This is a genomic window from Clostridioides sp. LIBA-7678, from assembly GCF_056716065.1.
Genome location: NZ_CP196987.1, coordinates 931,825 through 949,141 on the forward strand (window position 1 = coordinate 931,825; position 17,317 = coordinate 949,141).

The window sequence follows — 17,317 nt, forward strand, 5'->3', positions numbered from 1 at the left end:
TAAAATTGTAAAAATATATCTGAATTTTACTAACTTATCTAGTGGTTATGTACAAGGATTTTAGAGATAAATATAGAAATTAATGTTTATAATCGATACATAACTTGAGTAACAAAATCTAAGGAGGTTAAAATATGGGTATATTTAAAACAAAAATTGATGAGGACTGGAAAGTAAACTACATTAAAGAATTTAATGAAATGAGAGATTCTTATGAGAGTAAACTTCAAAAAAAACAGTTTGAGGTAGAAAGTTTAAAATCCGAATTGGATAGACTAAGAAGTTACAAAAATAGTCTTAAGCCAAAAGAAAAGCAAATTACTGATGATGATATAAACAATATAAAGAATTTAAGAAGAGATGGCTTAAGTTATAAAGAAATTTCAAATGAAACAAGTTGGAGTAAAGCAACTGTAAGTAGAGTATTAAATGGACTTTACGATTAGCATATACATGGGGTGATTTAAATTGGGATGAAGTATAGTTATAAAAAATGTATAATAGATTCTATTTTATTGATGTTTATAGTTCAAATATTGAGGATGATTTTGAATTATGTACTTCTAAGTCAATTTGAATTTACTCTTGAAAATTTTAATATTATAAACTTAATTTCTTTTACATTAGTTGGTTTATCATTAATTCTATTTTTGAATGATAATTCTTTGTATAACAAAATAAGAAATAGAAAAATAACAGAAGCTTTTAAAGAAAATAAAAATAATCTACTTATTAAAAAATTTAAGCTAATATTTTTTATAGTAGTTTTGTCTTTAGCAATAGTATCAACCTATTGCAGAGAAGGCTATTTATTCTTTAACATAACTATGATGATTTTGTCTGTATTGATAGTTCCTGTATTTGAAGAGTTGTTTTTTAGAGAGTATCTGTGGAACTATCTAAGTAATTTTATAAAGTCAAAGAGTAAAATTATATGTATAACATCTATATTATCAGGGATTTATAATATAGGATATATGGATGTTATAAGAAATTATATAATTTTGTATAATAATTCTAGTTATACATTTGAAGTAATTATCTCAAAAATTATGATAGGTACCGTTTTTGGTATTATACTTGGGATTGTTAAATCAAGATTCAAAGATGTAGGTCTTTGTGTACTATTGAGAAGTATATTTGCTATATTTATTAGACAGATAATTTAATTAAATAGAGTGGATGTTTTATAAGGTTGATTTAAAATTAATTTTAAATCAACCTTATTTTATTTATCTTTTATAGAGAAATTGTGTAGAAATATTTAATAAATCTCATGAAATTATTTGAATATTTTTAAAATACATAAATATATATTGACATATAAATATTATCTATTACAATTTATATAAACTAATAAAAATAAAATAATATTAATCAACTTATTGAATGGAGGAATAAAAATGAAATTTGTGACTTTTTGTAGTAGTAATGAAGAAAAAATAGGTGTATTTAATTCAGAAACAAATAGTATATATGAAATAAATAGTTTAGGGTTAAGTAGAATCTATATGGATATGAATGATTTTATTGAAAATGTATCTACAGAAGAGTTAGAAACAATAAAGAAGAATTCATTTGAAAATGTTAAGTGTTATAAATTAGAAGAAGTGAAATTATGTTCTCCAATTGTAAGCCCTAAAAAAGATATAATATGTTTAGGTCTTAACTATAGAGACCATGTCAACGAAATCCCAGATGGAGTTATAAAAAATGTAGTTATGCCAGATTATCCAATTTATTTTTCTAAGAGAGCAGATAAAATAATTGGAGTGGATGATAAGATAAGCTTACATGGAGATTTGGTTGAAAAGTTGGATTATGAATCAGAACTTGCAGTAATTATAGGCAAAGAGGGTATAAACATATCAAAAGAAGATGCCTATGAATATATATTTGGATATACAATAGTGAATGATATAAGTGAAAGAGCACTTCAAGATAAACATGTTCAATGGTTTAGAGGTAAAAGTTTAGATACACATACATCTATGGGACCTTGCATAGTACATAAAGAAGAATTTGAACATCCTTTAAAATTGGATATAAGCAGTGTAGTAAATGGAGAAGTAAGACAAAATTCTAATACAGAATACTTTATATTTGATATACCTACTGTAATAAGTGACTTATCAAGAGGTATGACTTTAAAACCAGGAGATATAATTTCAACTGGGACTCCAGCTGGTGTAGCTATGGGAATGAATCCTCAAGTATATCTAAAACATGGTGATGTAGTTGAATGTAAAGTCGAAGGGATAGGTGTTTTAAAAAATATAGTTGATTAATGGATAAATATGCCATATAATTTTATTAGTACGAATAATTTAATTAATATGTAATTAATCAAATTTATGATTAATTTATTATAGAGAGGGATGAGTATATGGCAAGAGAACTAGAACTAAAGTATGGCTGTAATCCAAATCAAAAACCATCAAAGATTTATATGAAAAATGGAGAACTCCCTATAGAAGTGTTAAATGGGAAGCCTGGATACATAAACTTTTTAGATGCATTTAATAGTTGGCAACTTGTAAAGGAATTAAAAGAAGCTACAGGTCTTCCAGCAGCAACTTCATTTAAACATGTTAGTCCAGCAGGTGCGGCAGTAGGAGTACCTTTATCAGATACTTTAAAGCAAATATATTTTGTTGATGATTTAGAGCTTTCTCCATTAGCTTGTGCTTATGCAATGGCAAGAGGAGCAGATAGAATGTCTTCTTATGGTGATTTTATAGCACTTTCAGATATATGTGATAAAGAAACTGCAACTATTATAGCAAGAGAAGTTTCTGATGGTGTTATAGCTCCAGGGTATACAGATGAAGCTCTTGAAATATTAAAAGGAAAACGTAAAGGAAACTATAATATTGTAAAAATAGATGAAAATTATACTCCTGAGCCTATTGAGACAAAGGATGTTTATGGAATTACTTTTGAACAAGGTAGAAACGAAATATTAATAAATGAAGACCTATTAAAAGACATTCCAACTGATAATAAAATTTTTACAGATAGTGCAAAACGTGATTTAATTATAGCTTTAATAACACTTAAATATACACAATCAAATTCTGTTTGTTATGCTAAAGATGGACAAGTAATAGGGGTAGGTGCAGGTCAACAATCACGTATTCATTGTACTAGACTTGCGGGCAATAAAGCTGATATTTGGTATCTTCGCCAACACCCTAAAGTATTAAATTTAAAATTTAAAAAGAACATAGGTCGTCCAGATAGAGACAATACTATTGATGTATATCTTTCTGATGATTATATGGATGTGCTTGCTGATGGTATATGGCAAACTTTATTTGAAGAAAAACCAGAGCCTTTAACTGGAGAAGGAAAAAGAGCATGGCTTAAAACTTTAACAGGAGTAGCACTTGGTTCAGATGCATTTTTCCCATTTGGAGATAATATAGAAAGAGCAAAAAGAAGTGGAGTAAGCTTTATAGCACAGCCTGGTGGTTCTATTCGTGATGACAATGTTATATTAACTTGTAATAAATATAATATAGTTATGGCTTTTACTAAAAATAGATTATTCCATCATTAAAATATAAAGCAAATATAGATTAAATTAAAATCTACAACAAGTTTTGTTGTAGATTTTTTTATTTACTGTATAATTTTAAATAGAACTTTATTTTTAGATATTCAATTTGGAGGTTGATATGGCTTTAAATATAAGAGACTATAGCCTATTATGTAGTCAAGGAACAGCTAAATTTAATGAAGATGTGGTTGGCATAAATCCATTTGGTGCATGGGTTTTAGATGGTGCTACAGGACTTAATGGAAAAAACTTAATATCGAATGAAAGTGATGCGAGATGGTATGTTCAGTGGTGGAATAGGTACCTATATAAAAACATAAGCAGAGAAGAATCATTAAAGAGCATTGTTAATAGTGGAATAATAGAGGTAAAAAAAGAGTATGAGCTAAGATTAAATGGGATAAAGGTAGAAAAATTAGATTTGCCATCGAGTTCTATAGCTATCGTAAAATTCCATGAAAATAAGGTAGAGTATTTTTTATTAGGGGATTGTGCATTGTTCATTAAAAATGGTGATTCAAAAGTTATAAAGGATAGAAGTATTTGTAAGTTTGATAATATCGTATTTGATGAGATGAGTAAACTTTCTAACTTGGAAGAAATGACATTTGATGAGATTAAAGCTAGTGTTATGGATACAATAGTAAGTAATAGATTGAAGAAAAATACAAAAGATGGATATTGGATATTGGATTTTGATGAGGAAGCTGTAAAAAATTCTATATATGGATACCTTGAAATAAAAAAAGATTTTCAATTGATGCTGACAAGTGATGGTTTTACAAGTGCATGTGATAGATATAATCTCATAAAAGAAGAAGAATTAATACGTATAGCAGAAAAATTTGGTATAGGATATATACACAATAAGGTAAGAGATTTTGAGGATAACGATTATAAAGCAGTTAAAGTTCCACGATTTAAAGTAAAAGATGATTCGTCTTGCTTATATTTAGATATATATAATGATTAAACTTTATGAAACTATCTAATTTTAGAAGGGAGGTAGATAAAAAATGAAAATTCTTCATATAATAACACAAAAACCAAATAGTACAGGTAGTGGTATATACTTATCTGGCATGATAAAAGGTTTTGAAAAGGTAGGTTACAGGCAAGCTGTAATTGCAGGGATAGATGTGAATGATGATGTAAATTGTTTTCCAGATGATGTAAGCTTTTATCCAGTAAAGTATAATTGCGGAGAATTAAATTTTCCTGTTGTAGGCATGAGTGACTCCATGCCATATGAAAGTACAAGATATAGAGATTTAAATATAGACATGATAAACAGATTAAAACATCAATTTAAAGTGAATATAGATAGGGTTATGAATGATTTTAAGCCAGATATTATAATATGCCACCATTTATATCTCTTAACTGCATTTGTTAGAGAGATTGTAAAAGATATAAAAGTAATGTCTATCTGTCATGGGACCTGTTTACGACAACTAAATACTATTGATTCAGAAAAAGAATATATAATATCAAATATTAGGAAACTGGACTTAATATTTGCTCTTCATGAAAATCAAAAATATGATATTATAAGGACTTTTGGCATAAGTGAAAGTAAAGTAGTTGTAATTGGTAGTGGTTATAATGATGATATATTTTATAACAAACACTATAAAAGAAAAGATGATAAAATAAAAATAGTATTTGCAGGTAAGATATGCAAATCAAAGGGACTAATTCCATTTATAAAAGCTATATCTAAATTAAAATATCATGAAGATTTAATAGAAGTTAATTTTGCAGGTACTGGAAGTGATATCGAATCATATAATGAGATAGTTAAACTTGCAAGCAAGTCTCCATTTAAGATGAATTTTCTAGGAAAATTGGAGCAGATAGACTTAGCTGAACTATTTAATAGGTCACAGATATTTGTGTTGCCATCGTTTTATGAAGGATTACCAGTTGTTGTTTTAGAAGCTTTATCTTGTGGTACAGATGTGATTACTACTGATATTCTTGGTGTTAAAGAATGGATTGGAAGCGAGATTAATAACTCTGGAAAGATAGAGTATGTTCCTCTACCTTTTATGCAGAATGAAGGTATACCAAAAGAGGAAGAGTTGTATATATTTGAGAATAATCTGTATAATTCTATAGATACTAAAATACAATCTTTGTTAAATGACTCAAATAAGAGGATATCTATAGATATGTCGAAAAAAACTTGGGATGGTTTAGTATATAGGATGAATGAAGTTATTTTAATGGATGAAATGTGTTTGATTTAATATTATTTAATTTATAAAAAATGTAACTATTTTTATACTATTTTTAGGTGATTTTATATTATACTAGTACTAACTATATTTGTTTTAGGGAGGTAATTTATGAGGTTTAGTAAAAAGATATTAGCGTTAGGTATTTCAGCATTATTATTAAGTGCTAGTTTTCCAGTATCAATAAATGCGCTAGATAAGATTGAAAATATTCAAGGGGTAGATAAATATGAGACAGCTGGGCTTATTTCAGATAAGCAAGATTTTACAACAGCAGTTTTAATTAACTCTGATTCTACGATGGTAGATGGTATCGCTGCTAGTGGTCTTGCAGGAGTAAACAATGCAGCCATTTTATTAACTAACAAGAATGATATACCAGAGGCAACATTGCAAAGATTAAATAGAGTTACTAAGATATATGTAATAGGTGGAGAGAATACTATAAGTAAAGATGTAGAAAAAATGTTACTTATGAGAAGAATGCAAGTTATAAGAATTGATGGAGTAGATAGAGTAGATACAAGTTATAAAATTGCAGGTGAAATAGAAAAAATCAAGAGTAGTGATAAGATGTTTTTAGTAAATGGATTTAAAGATGAAGCTGATGCAGTGAATGTTGCATCTGTTGCGTATAGAGATGGTTCTCCTATAATATTGACAAAGGATATAGCTTCAGCAGAAGAAGATACAGATTTAGACCCATTATTTGGTGTTTCTCCTGTTCCAGTGTATGCTATTGGAGGAGAGTCTACATTAAGCGATTACATAGTGAATAGATATAGAGCAACTAGAATTGGTGGTGTTGATAGATATCAAACTAATAAAAATGTAATTGAAAAGTTCTATAATGGAGCAAAAGAATTTTATGTAACAAGTGGAGATGATTTGGTTTATACACTAGTTGCATCACCACTTGCAAAAAATGTTCCTGTTGTATTGGTTTCAAATAAAAGTGATAAGAGTATATTAAAGGGAGCTAATAAAGTAACAGCAATAGGTATAAGCGATAAGAATATTATAGAGCAGTGTCTGAATGCTGTAAAAAAGTAATATAATGTTATCAGTAAAGTGAATATATATTACAAAATTAGTATATTATTTATAGTGGTATAGGGTATTTAAGAAACGCATTTTATTTAAAAGAAATGCGTTTCTTTACTTATATCACATAGTTTTTATATAGAATAAATTTCATAAGAATTATCTTCTTTTAACTTTTCCAACCAAACCATCTCTAAAATATCTAGTTCTTCTAAGTAGTCTTTTTCAGTTTTATTATCATCATGTTTTATGAGTTCTAAGATTTCGAATGTAAAAGCTTTTTCTCCATGTTTTTTCCAATCGTTATTTAAATCTCTTATCATACAAGACCCAGCACTAAGCTGAAATTTGAGGGAGTTAAATTTGCTTTTTATGTCATTGCTCTTTCCCAGGTAAATCTTCTTGGTAATATAGCTTTTTATTATAAATACTCCAGTGTCAAATTTCATTTCTTTATATAGTTGTTTTAATTCACGTTTTCTATCCATGTTTTAGATTCCTCTTTTCATAATTTGTTTGTAATATGTAAATATAAAAATATATTACATGTTAATTATAAAGAGATTGATTTCAGATGTAAATAGTTTTTATAAATTTAATTATGAGTTAATTGATATAAACAAAGTATTTTAGCCTGATAAGTTTAGTATATATTTTATATTATATAAATATAAAAGAATAGTTGACATAGTAAAAATTATAGAATAAACTTAGAATGTAATAGTAAATTATAATTAAGTATTACATTGAGAGGAGGCACACTTATTATGAATAAAAAAATAGAATTAATAGGAAATTTTGCAAGTGACTGGATTAAATATAGTGATTATGAATATAAAATTACTGAAGAAGATGAATTATATATAGCTCCAACTGAAGATGCTATATTTACTATGTATAATCCGTTTGATGTCGCAGATGACATAATAGTAGATATAATTTGTATAGGACAAGAAGCATTGCAAGACATACCAAAAGAGACAAAAGAAATGAGATTAAAAAAAGAAGTACTTGAATTTGTAAAGAAATATGGATTGTTGGGATTAATTTATTCAAGTGTATATAATAGAGACATAGTTGGAGAAGAAAGAGTACTAATGATTGAAAAGAATTATATTACAAAGGATAATATATTGAGTACTGATGAATATGTAAATATGTTTATACCATTTGCAAGTGATGATGATGTGTATTTTAAGAAATACAGAAGAGGTATAGATGTATCAAAAAGAGAAGAGTCACCTAAGTTTTTTGGAAAGAGACCATTAATTTTAGATTTAGTATTTTCAAAGTTTTATACTGAACAATTAGACTGGATTGTAAGTTTTGCTAAGGATATGTGTAGACACTTTAATCAAGTTTGTGTATATAAAAACACATCCAATCTATTAACTGAAAGTGTTACTATCATGTCTGGAGGGTTTAATCCTCAAAAGATAGGTTTTTCCATAAGTCAATTGGATAAACCAACTATTGCGTGGGAATTTGATTCTTTGAAGACTGCAATTGAGACTATATATGCGTTTGCAATTACAAGTGAGCCTCCTTCTTTAAATAAATGTAAGTATTGTGGTAAAATTTATATTCCTACAAATTCCAAATCTCAATATTGTTCACCTTCTTGTAGAAATTGTTCAAATGTAAAGAAAAGTAGAAGTAGAGCTAAAAAAGATAAATAAATTAATAAAGATATCATTGTTTAGAGTTTAATTATAAATAACTGTAAAAAGGCAGTTATAGAAAATTATATATCTGAGTGATGGTATTTTTTTTGAAAAATTTGATTGAGATGTTAATTTTGAATTGACAAAACCTACTTATAATAATACTATTATAAGTAGTGAATAAAATAATTTATACTAATTTAAATATAACATAAAAATATGAAAAAGTCAATAGAAAAATAAAAAAAGGAGAATTTCAAATGATATCATCTATTATTTTGAGTTCTATGCACCAAGGCTTAAAAGAGATAGAAAGGAATGAATTGCTTGAAACTAATGAAGAATCTAAGGAGTATGGCTTAACACTTTCAGAATCTGATGTAAAAGATATAATAACTTCAAGAAATTATACTTTAAAGGGATATGGCAGAATAGAGTTAGATATAAAAACTACAAAACAATTGATAGAAAACATATACAAATCACAGTTTACAAACATAAACGATTATTTAGAAACTATTAATGATATGCAAGAAATTTTTTATTATTTAAAAAATGAAACTGATGATAAGATATGTGATGATGAAATTATAGAACTACTAGATGAACTTTATGAAAAATTTTCAGGAAATCTAGATAATGTAAGAGGAGAAGCAGATGAATTTGCAAAAGCGTTTAAGTTTGGAAAAGTTTAATATATTATAGGAGAGAGTAGCTATGTCAAATAATCTAAGCAATATTAATATAAATGAAAAAAAATTAATAAAAAATCAATATTCAATATCTTTGCTTAAGGGATGTCTAGATTGTAAATTAATAGACGAAAGAGAAGTATATAGCATACAGCAAGAAATATCTCTAATACTCATAGATTTGATTAAAAAATATACAAATGGTCAAAGTACATCAGTAAGGACAGAAGTTGCTGAAAAGTTGTTGATTTCATTATGGTATGCTATTGATGCATATATAAATAAGCTAGAAAATTTAGAAAAGAGAGTTGTAGAGCTGACTGCTAAAAATATAAAAAACATGTATCTAGAAGGTATTAAAATATTAGAAAATGATTTAATTGAGTTAGAGAGTTTTTATGAATTAATGATAAATAGAAAGTTAGATACCAACTCAATAGCCTATAATGATACTTTGGTAGAATTATCAAGTTTCTTTAAAAATTATGTTATAAAATTTGAAGCTCATGACATTCCAGTGAGTATAGATTATCCATTGGCATTAGACGATATGGATGTTCAAGGTATCTATTATGTAAAGAATTATATCGAGAGTATAGACATAGAAAATAGGTTTTGTAATTTATTTAAGAAGAAAGATAGAGAAAAATTATTTTATGATTATGGAATGACTTATAAAATAGATTGTGATGTTATACTTATAAATTTATTTGAACTTATTATAAACAATTGTATTTTTTCTACGATTTTAGGCAATGAACCAACTAATTTAGAGATTTCAGAATATGAATATGAGTTTTTAGAAATACAATTTAAAAGCATGTACAATAATAATGTTGAAGATGAAGTTATAGATTATGAAGAAAATAATATAATTGAATTGATTCAGGTGGATAATAATTTAAATTATAATGATTTTGAAGAAATTAATAGAGAAATTAGGAAAAATAAAAAGATAACATCATTACTTATGAAAGCAATTGAAGTGCTGATAAAAAGATTAAACATAGAAGATGAAGTAATGATAAGATATATTAAAAGATATGAAAATATATTTATTGAATCTGTGCTGGGGTCAATAAGGGATGATATTTTTAAAGGTATGATAACTGTAAGTAGTAGTAAAAATGAGTCTTTAGAGAATTATATTATTGATGATGAAAGTAAATTAGATGATGAATCATTTAGAGAGGTATTCAATAAAATATTAGATAGTACATCTATAGTTGAAAAAATAAAGATAATAAAGGAAAATATTAATGCAAAAAAAGATTTTATTGATATCCTAGAAGCTGAATGCTTATTTGAAGAAGAGTATTTAATGTTATTTTCAGAATTAAGCGAATTGGAATTGGCAATATTGGGTAGTGTTGTATTTTATGAAGATATAAGAATGAAAGAAATCAATTTATTAGAGTTTTTAGTAAGTAAGAAATCTGAAACTACATTATGGAAAATTGAATATATTGATTTTATGAAGAAACAAAATGAAGGTAAGATACATTCTATAGAAGAATATATGAAACAAATTAATTAACAAAAAATTATGAATAAATAGAATGTTAGTATATAATATAATCTGTAAAGTATATCAAAATACATATATCTGGAGGGAATTATGAAAGAGTATATCATAAATAACATTGAAGAAATAAGAGAAGAACTAATAGATTTGTCTAAAAAGATATGGGAAAATCCAGAACTAGCTTTTGAAGAAAAGTATGCAAGTAACATTCAAAAAGAATACCTAAAATCAAAGGGGTTTGAAATTGAAGAAGTAGAAAATTTACCTACTGGATTTATAGCGAGCTTTGGAAAAGGTAAGCCAGTGATTGGAATACTTGGAGAATATGATGCTTTACCAGAGTTATCACAATCTGTAAGTACAGAAAGAAATCCATTGGTAGAAGGTGAAGCAGGTCATGGATGTGGTCATAATCTATTAGGTGTAGCAGGGGTAGGAGCTGTTGTTTCTATAAAAAAATTAATAGAAGAAAATAAGTTTAATGGAACAATAAAATATTTTGGTTGTCCTGCCGAAGAAGAAGGTGGAGGAAAGACTTTCATGTGTGTAAATGGATGTTTTGATGATGTAGATTGTGCATTTACATGGCATCCTTTTGATATAAATGCACCTTGGCGAGGTGGAAGTCTAGCAAACTTATCTATTAAATTCAAGTTTAAAGGAATAACAGCACATGCAGCACAAGCTCCACATAATGGTAGAAGTGCACTTGATGCTGTTGAAATTATGAATGTTGGAGCAAATTATTTGAGAGAGCATGTGATTGACTCTATAAGAATGCACTATGTTATAACTAATGGTGGTGGAAGACCTAATGTAGTTCCTGGTTTTGCGGAAAGCTGGTATTTTATTAGAGGTAAAAAAGCAAAGGATGCAGAGCATGTTCTTGATAGATTAGTAAAAGTAGCACAAGGAGCAGCTATGATGACAGAAACTGAAATGGAGTATACAGTTACAGATGGAATATATGATTATATACCAAATCAATGTCTGACTGATTTAGTTTACAATAATATGGTTTTTGTTGGTTGTCCTAAAGCTACTCCTGAAGAAGAAGAATTTGCAAAAAAATTATGTGATACTCTTACTAGAGAGGAAAGACTGGGTGTAGCAACATCATTCCAAAATGATAAATCTATTGTAGATAGTTATATACATCAGAGGATAGCTGATGGAGATAAAGATAAAGGGCTAGCAGGTTCTACTGATGTTGGAGATGTAAGTTATGTTATACCAGTGGCTCAGTTTGCAATGGCAGCATGGCCTGTTGGAATTGCAAGTCATACATGGCAGTCATGTTCATCAGCAGGTTCAAGTATGGGATTTTCTGCTATGATAAATTCAGCTAAAGTGTTGGCTTGTAGTGCTTATGATGTATTTATGAATACTGAAATTATTGATAAAGCAAAAATAGAATTTGATAAATCATTGGATGGACAAAAATTTAAACCATTGGTATAATCTTGATAATAAAATATTTCTGGGGGGAATAATTATGAGAGAAAAAATTGAAAAAGTACTTGAAGAAAAGATAAAACCAGTATTACAAAGAGATGGTGGGGATGTAGAGCTTATAGATGTAAATGAAAATGGAGTAGTTTTAGTTAAACTACAAGGTGCATGTAGTGGATGTCCAGGAGCAACTATGACAATAAAAGCTATTATTGAAAATGTTTTAGTTAGTGAAGTTCCAGGAGTAACTCAAGTATTAGGTGTTTAATAAATAGATTTTATATATAAGTGTACATAAATCAATTTAAAAAGTTATTTAAAAAGTGATGTATAAAAAGTGTGTAAGTGTATATTTAATTTCTTACACACTTTTTTTTAATATTCTATTATACATCCATTATCCAGCCATGCCAATAAACATACCTATAAAGTATGGAATTAACCATATAGCCCACACGACTATACTAAACTTATGGAAGAATTTTTTCTTTTCTTCATCATCTTTGTATAGAACAAAAGTAGCCCAACCTGCATGAAAAAGCATAAGCACGATTGCAAGAAGACCTGTTATACTATGAAGGCTTTGAGATAAAGCAGATTTTACATAGAATGTGTTACTATTAGCTATGTTACTCATGGTAAAGGTTCCTAATGTATCAAATATCAAACCAAGCCAAAATATGATTACATGTTTCTTCTTTAAAATTTTAGCCTTTCTTTCTCCAAATACACCTATAGTGTAGAAAATTAATGCTGATGTTATAAATACTATTGCAAGTATTAATTTAGAATTCATAATTATCTCTCCTTTATCTTTGTTAATATATTTCTAAGATTTTTTACTAAGTCATTTAATTCTTGTTCATCACAGTTTTTAAATATATCATTAAAACTTTCTTGCATTTTAGTTTTAAAGTTTGTTGCAAATTCAAGCCCTGTCTTCGTGAACTTAACATATGTATTTCTTTTATCCTCAGATTTTTTGAATTTTTCTATATAGCCAATATGTTTTAGTCTGCTGATTATACCTGAAACTGTACCTTTAGCTAGAGACATTTCATCACATAATTGTGATATTGTAAGTTCTTGATTATGAGCTATTAGCTTTATAACTATAATCTGTTGATGTGTTAATCCATTTTCTTTAAAATTTTCTTCTACTGTGTACATAGTTTTAGAATAGAGTTCTTTTAAAAGCATAGCTATTCTAAAACAATCATAATTAGTTTTCAATAAAATCACCTCTTAAATGGTTTGCATAGAAACTAATATAATATAATTTATCAATATAGTCAACCTAAAAATTTATAATTTCATAATAAACGCTATAAAATAGAGCATAAAAATTTTATTTTAGGTATAAATAAAACAATTTGATGAAATTTTAACAATTTTTAAAAAGTTTGTTTACACAGTTAATAAATGATGCTAAAATTAATTCATAGATAAATATTGAAAATTTAATTTGTTTAATGATAATAGAACCACGAAGGTTTTAACGTTACTTGACGTTTACTTTTATGTGGTTTTTTTTATTGCAACAAAGGGGGAATAGGGGTTTGTTAAAGGATATACTTAAAAAGTTGTTGCAGTTTATTTTAGTAATGTTTTTATTATCTTTTGTTGTTTTTTACATGGCAAGACTTGCTCCAGGAGACCCATTAATCTCTTACTATGGAGATGGTGTAGAAAGAATGAGCATTCAGGAAAAAGAAAATGCTATGAAAAAACTTGGTTTGGATGAACCAATATATAGCCAATATATAAAATGGATTTCGGATGCGTCAAAAGGAGAATTTGGAATTTCATTTAAATATAAACAAAATGTTACTTCTGTTATAAATGATGTCTATATAAATACCATAATATTAGGTGGTTCAGGGTATATACTTACCTTTGTGCTAGCCTTATTGTTAGGAATATTTTGTACACTACATGAAGATAAGCTCATTGATAGAATTATATGTAAGCTAGGAACAATAACCAACTGTATTCCATCATTTTGGGTTGCTTTAGTACTTATACTTATATTTAGTATAAACTTAAGTGTACTTCCAAGCAGTGGTGCTTATGCAATGGGAGAAGAAAGCAACATATTAAGTAGGATATCACATCTAATCTTACCTCTTACAGTACTTATATTAAGTCATTTATGGTATTACACATATATGATAAGAAATAAATTGCTAGAAGAAATAAGAGAAGATTATGTACTGTTATGTAAGGCAAAAGGTTTAAATAATAGAACCATTGTTTTTAAGCATTGCCTGAGAAATATAATGCCATCGTATATCAGTATAATGGCCATTTCAATACCTCACATATTGGGAGGAACTTATGTAGTTGAAAAAGTTTTTTCTTACCCAGGGTTAGGAACTCTTTGTTTTGAAAGTGCAAAGTATCATGATTATAATATGTTATTAGTTTTATGTTTAATAACAGGGGCTTTAGTAGTATTTGGTAATATGTTAGCTCAAATTATAAACAATAAAATAGACCCTAGAATGAAATATGATAGAGGTGATACTAATGAAGCCACAATGTAGTGATTTTGAAATTGTAGGAGAAAATTATATTTTAGTAGAAGAAGATGAACATATAGAAAAAAGGAAAACCTTATTTGAAAAAATTAAAGAATTACCATATATATCAATTATAATTTTGTCAATTATAGTTATTGGAAGTGTATTTTCATCTTTCATAATGACACATGAACCAACATACATGGATTTAGTAAGCTCCAACTTAGCTCCAAATAAAACTTTTTTATTTGGAACAGACTCAATGGGCAGAGATATATATTCTATGATATGGTATGGAGGAAAAATATCTTTATTTATAGGATTGTTTTCTACCATAATATCAACTGCTATAGGAATTATTTATGGCAGTCTAAGTGGTTTAGCATCCGAACTTGTAGATGATGCAATGATGAGGTTTACAGAGATTATACTTAGTATACCTTCAATATTAATCATAATATTTGTACAGGCTATACTTGGAAACTCAAATCCAATATCTATGTCTATAGTAATAGGTATAACGAGCTGGATGAATATATCTAAGATTGTAAGAACAGAGGTTAGACAAATAAGAAATAGCGAATATATATTAGCAGCTAAAAGTATGGGAGGAGGATTCTTCTATACATTAAAACAGCACTTACTTCCAAACTTTGTAGCATCGATAATGTTTATGGTTGTAACAAACATAGGTGCAGCTATTGGGACTGAATCAACACTTAGTTTTTTAGGTATAGGTCTTCCAATAGAAATTGTTTCTTGGGGAAGTATGTTATCTTTATCAGAAGAAGCACTACTTTCAAATAGATGGTGGATTATACTTATTCCAGGTATATTTTTGGTTACTACATTAGTGTGTATAACTAATATAGGGAATTATATAAGAAAAAATAATAATAAAAAATCTAGTAATTTATAAATCAGCATCTGAGCACTAAATAAACAAATACTGAGGTATTTGAAATATCTATTTAAATAAATGGGGTCAAAGCTTTGAAAAATACTTTATAAAAAGCAAAAGGGGGAGCATCATGAAATTAAAGAAGTTAAAAGTTTTAAGTTTAGTAATGATACTTAGTCTAATGGCAGGTTGTTCTAGTGGAGGAGACAAAGATAAAAAAGAAGATACATCTAAAGATGGAAAGGTACTTGTTTATGGAAGTAATGACTATACAAGTATAAATCCTGCACTATATGAACATGGAGAAATAAATTCATTAATATTTAATGGATTAACAGCTCATGATGAAAACAACAAAGTAGTTCCTTGTCTAGCAAAGGACTGGAAATTTGATGAGGCAACAAATACATATACTTTTAATTTAAGAGATGATGTTAAGTGGCATGATGGAGAGAAATTTACAGCAAATGATGTTAAGTTTACAATAGAAACTATAATGAAGCCAGACAATGCTTCTGAAATAGCATCAAATTATGAAGATATAACAAAAACTGATGTAGTTAATGATACTACTATAAAAATTACTTTAAAAGCTCCAAATACAGCAATGCTTGATTATTTGACAGTAGGAATATTACCAAAACATGTATTAGAAGGTAAAGACATAACTACTGATGAATTTAATCAAAAACCAATAGGAACTGGACCATTTAAACTTGAAAAATGGGATAAAGGTCAAAGTATAACACTTGTTAAAAATAGTGATTATTTTGTAAAAGAGCCAGGTTTAGATAAAGTAGTATTTAAAATCGTTCCAGATGACAAGGCTAAAGCGATGCAATTGAAATCAGGAGAATTAGACTTAGCTCAAGTAACTCCTAAAGACATGTCTAACTTTGAAAAAGATGAAAAGAACTTTAAAGTAAATATAATGAAAACAGCAGACTATAGAGGTATATTGTACAATTTTAACTCTAAGTTCTTTAAAGATGAAAAAACTAAAGGATTACCAAATGCTTTAAGTTATGCAATAGATAGAAAAGCAATAGTTGATAGTGTGTTATTAGGGCATGGTGTGCCAGCGTATTCACCTTTACAAATGGGACCATATAACAACCCTGATATAGAAAAGTTTGAATATAATCCAGAAAAAGCTAAACAAGAAATTGAAAAGCTAGGATGGAAGTTAGGTTCTGATGGAATTTATGAAAAAGAAGGTACTAAACTAGCTTTTGAAATAACAGCAGGTGAGAGTGACCAAGTTAGAGTTGATATGGCTAAAATATGTGCGCAACAGTTAAAAGAAATAGGCGTGGATGCTAAAGCTGTGGTTGTAACTGAAACAGATTGGGCTAATCAAGATGCTCATTTAATCGGTTGGGGAAGTCCATTTGACCCAGATGACCACACATATAAAGTGTTTGGAACAGATAAAGGTGCAAATTACAGTGCTTACTCTAATCCTGCCATAGACAAAATACTTCAAAAAGCAAGAGAAACAGAAAATAAAGATGAAAAATTAAAATTATATAAACAATTCCAAGAAGAAATGACTAAAGATATGCCTTATACATTTATTGCTTATATAGATGCAATCTATGTTGGAAAACCAAATATCAAAGGGCTGACACCTGAGACAGTTCTAGGTCATCATGGTGTAGGTATATTCTGGAACATAGCTGATTGGACAATTGAATAACATTTAAATTAATTAG

At 27.8% G+C, this 17,317-nt stretch carries 18 protein-coding genes; 15 read left to right on the forward strand and 3 right to left on the reverse strand.

Annotated features, from left to right (window positions below; genetic code table 11):
* Positions 1-134: 134 nt before the first annotated feature.
* From ACTG46_RS04600 to ACTG46_RS04630, 7 genes are all read left to right on the forward strand, one after another.
* Positions 135-446: a helix-turn-helix domain-containing protein gene (locus tag ACTG46_RS04600; RefSeq protein ID WP_054269458.1), complete on the forward strand. Its 312-nt coding sequence runs from the start codon at positions 135-137 to the stop codon at positions 444-446.
* Positions 447-473: 27 nt separating this feature from the next.
* Positions 474-1,169, forward strand: a complete 696-nt coding sequence (locus tag ACTG46_RS04605) for a CPBP family intramembrane glutamic endopeptidase (protein ID WP_479923683.1) — start codon at positions 474-476, stop codon at positions 1,167-1,169.
* A 234-nt stretch (positions 1,170-1,403) separates the two neighbouring features.
* Positions 1,404-2,288 carry a fumarylacetoacetate hydrolase family protein gene (locus ACTG46_RS04610; protein ID WP_054269460.1) on the forward strand — a complete coding sequence of 295 codons (885 nt, stop codon included), beginning with the start codon at positions 1,404-1,406 and terminating at the stop codon, positions 2,286-2,288.
* Positions 2,289-2,386: 98 nt separating this feature from the next.
* Positions 2,387-3,562, forward strand: a complete 1,176-nt coding sequence (locus ACTG46_RS04615) for a phosphoribosylaminoimidazolecarboxamide formyltransferase (protein ID WP_054276106.1) — start codon at positions 2,387-2,389, stop codon at positions 3,560-3,562.
* A 118-nt stretch (positions 3,563-3,680) separates the two neighbouring features.
* Positions 3,681-4,535 (forward strand): hypothetical protein, encoded by an 855-nt coding sequence (locus ACTG46_RS04620; protein WP_054276107.1) that lies wholly within the window; start codon positions 3,681-3,683, stop codon positions 4,533-4,535.
* Positions 4,536-4,578: 43 nt separating this feature from the next.
* Positions 4,579-5,814, forward strand: a complete 1,236-nt coding sequence (locus ACTG46_RS04625; RefSeq protein ID WP_479923684.1) for a glycosyltransferase family 4 protein — start codon at positions 4,579-4,581, stop codon at positions 5,812-5,814.
* 99 nt (positions 5,815-5,913) lie between these two features.
* Positions 5,914-6,855, forward strand: coding sequence for a cell wall-binding repeat-containing protein (locus tag ACTG46_RS04630; protein WP_479923685.1), 942 nt, complete (start codon positions 5,914-5,916; stop codon positions 6,853-6,855).
* A gap of 125 nt (positions 6,856-6,980) precedes the next feature.
* On the opposite strand, the gene ACTG46_RS04635 is transcribed toward ACTG46_RS04630, so the two are convergent.
* The gene (locus tag ACTG46_RS04635) at positions 6,981-7,334 is read right to left on the reverse strand and encodes a GIY-YIG nuclease family protein (protein ID WP_479923686.1); all 354 of its coding nucleotides are present in this window, start codon (positions 7,332-7,334) and stop codon (positions 6,981-6,983) included.
* Positions 7,335-7,613: 279 nt separating this feature from the next.
* On the opposite strand from ACTG46_RS04635, the gene ACTG46_RS04640 reads away from it, so the two are divergent.
* The 5 genes from ACTG46_RS04640 to ACTG46_RS04660 all read left to right on the forward strand — a co-directional run bounded on the left by ACTG46_RS04640 (position 7,614) and on the right by ACTG46_RS04660 (position 12,447).
* Positions 7,614-8,525 carry a hypothetical protein gene (locus tag ACTG46_RS04640; RefSeq protein WP_054269466.1) on the forward strand — a complete coding sequence of 304 codons (912 nt, stop codon included), beginning with the start codon at positions 7,614-7,616 and terminating at the stop codon, positions 8,523-8,525.
* 245 nt (positions 8,526-8,770) lie between these two features.
* A complete protein-coding gene (locus ACTG46_RS04645) occupies positions 8,771-9,205 on the forward strand; it encodes a DUF6323 family protein (protein ID WP_479923687.1) in 435 nt (144 codons plus the stop codon).
* Between the two features lie 22 nt (positions 9,206-9,227).
* Positions 9,228-10,739, forward strand: a complete 1,512-nt coding sequence (locus ACTG46_RS04650) for a DUF6179 domain-containing protein (protein ID WP_479923688.1) — start codon at positions 9,228-9,230, stop codon at positions 10,737-10,739.
* Between the two features lie 81 nt (positions 10,740-10,820).
* The gene (locus tag ACTG46_RS04655) at positions 10,821-12,188 is read left to right on the forward strand and encodes a M20 family metallopeptidase (RefSeq protein ID WP_479923689.1); all 1,368 of its coding nucleotides are present in this window, start codon (positions 10,821-10,823) and stop codon (positions 12,186-12,188) included.
* A gap of 34 nt (positions 12,189-12,222) precedes the next feature.
* Positions 12,223-12,447 carry a NifU family protein gene (locus ACTG46_RS04660; RefSeq protein WP_054269470.1) on the forward strand — a complete coding sequence of 75 codons (225 nt, stop codon included), beginning with the start codon at positions 12,223-12,225 and terminating at the stop codon, positions 12,445-12,447.
* Positions 12,448-12,576: 129 nt separating this feature from the next.
* Here ACTG46_RS04660 and ACTG46_RS04665 read toward each other — a convergent pair whose 3' ends face one another.
* Together ACTG46_RS04665 and ACTG46_RS04670 are read right to left on the reverse strand one after the other, a co-directional pair.
* Complete coding sequence (locus ACTG46_RS04665) at positions 12,577-12,975, reverse strand: HsmA family protein (RefSeq protein ID WP_054269471.1); 399 nt, start codon at positions 12,973-12,975, stop codon at positions 12,577-12,579.
* Positions 12,976-12,977: 2 nt separating this feature from the next.
* Positions 12,978-13,421, reverse strand: a complete 444-nt coding sequence (locus tag ACTG46_RS04670) for a MarR family winged helix-turn-helix transcriptional regulator (protein WP_479923690.1) — start codon at positions 13,419-13,421, stop codon at positions 12,978-12,980.
* 317 nt (positions 13,422-13,738) lie between these two features.
* On the opposite strand from ACTG46_RS04670, the gene ACTG46_RS04675 reads away from it, so the two are divergent.
* From ACTG46_RS04675 to ACTG46_RS04685, 3 genes are all read left to right on the forward strand, one after another.
* Complete coding sequence (locus tag ACTG46_RS04675; protein WP_079740278.1) at positions 13,739-14,725, forward strand: ABC transporter permease; 987 nt, start codon at positions 13,739-13,741, stop codon at positions 14,723-14,725.
* On the forward strand, positions 14,709-15,620 hold the full coding sequence (locus ACTG46_RS04680; protein ID WP_407814820.1) for an ABC transporter permease: 912 nt from the start codon (positions 14,709-14,711) through the stop codon (positions 15,618-15,620). The genes ACTG46_RS04675 and ACTG46_RS04680 overlap by 17 nt, the downstream gene beginning before the upstream one ends.
* Positions 15,621-15,732: 112 nt before the next feature.
* Entirely contained in the window at positions 15,733-17,301 is a 1,569-nt protein-coding gene (locus ACTG46_RS04685) for an ABC transporter substrate-binding protein (protein WP_479923691.1), read from the forward strand.
* Positions 17,302-17,317: the final 16 nt, after the last annotated feature.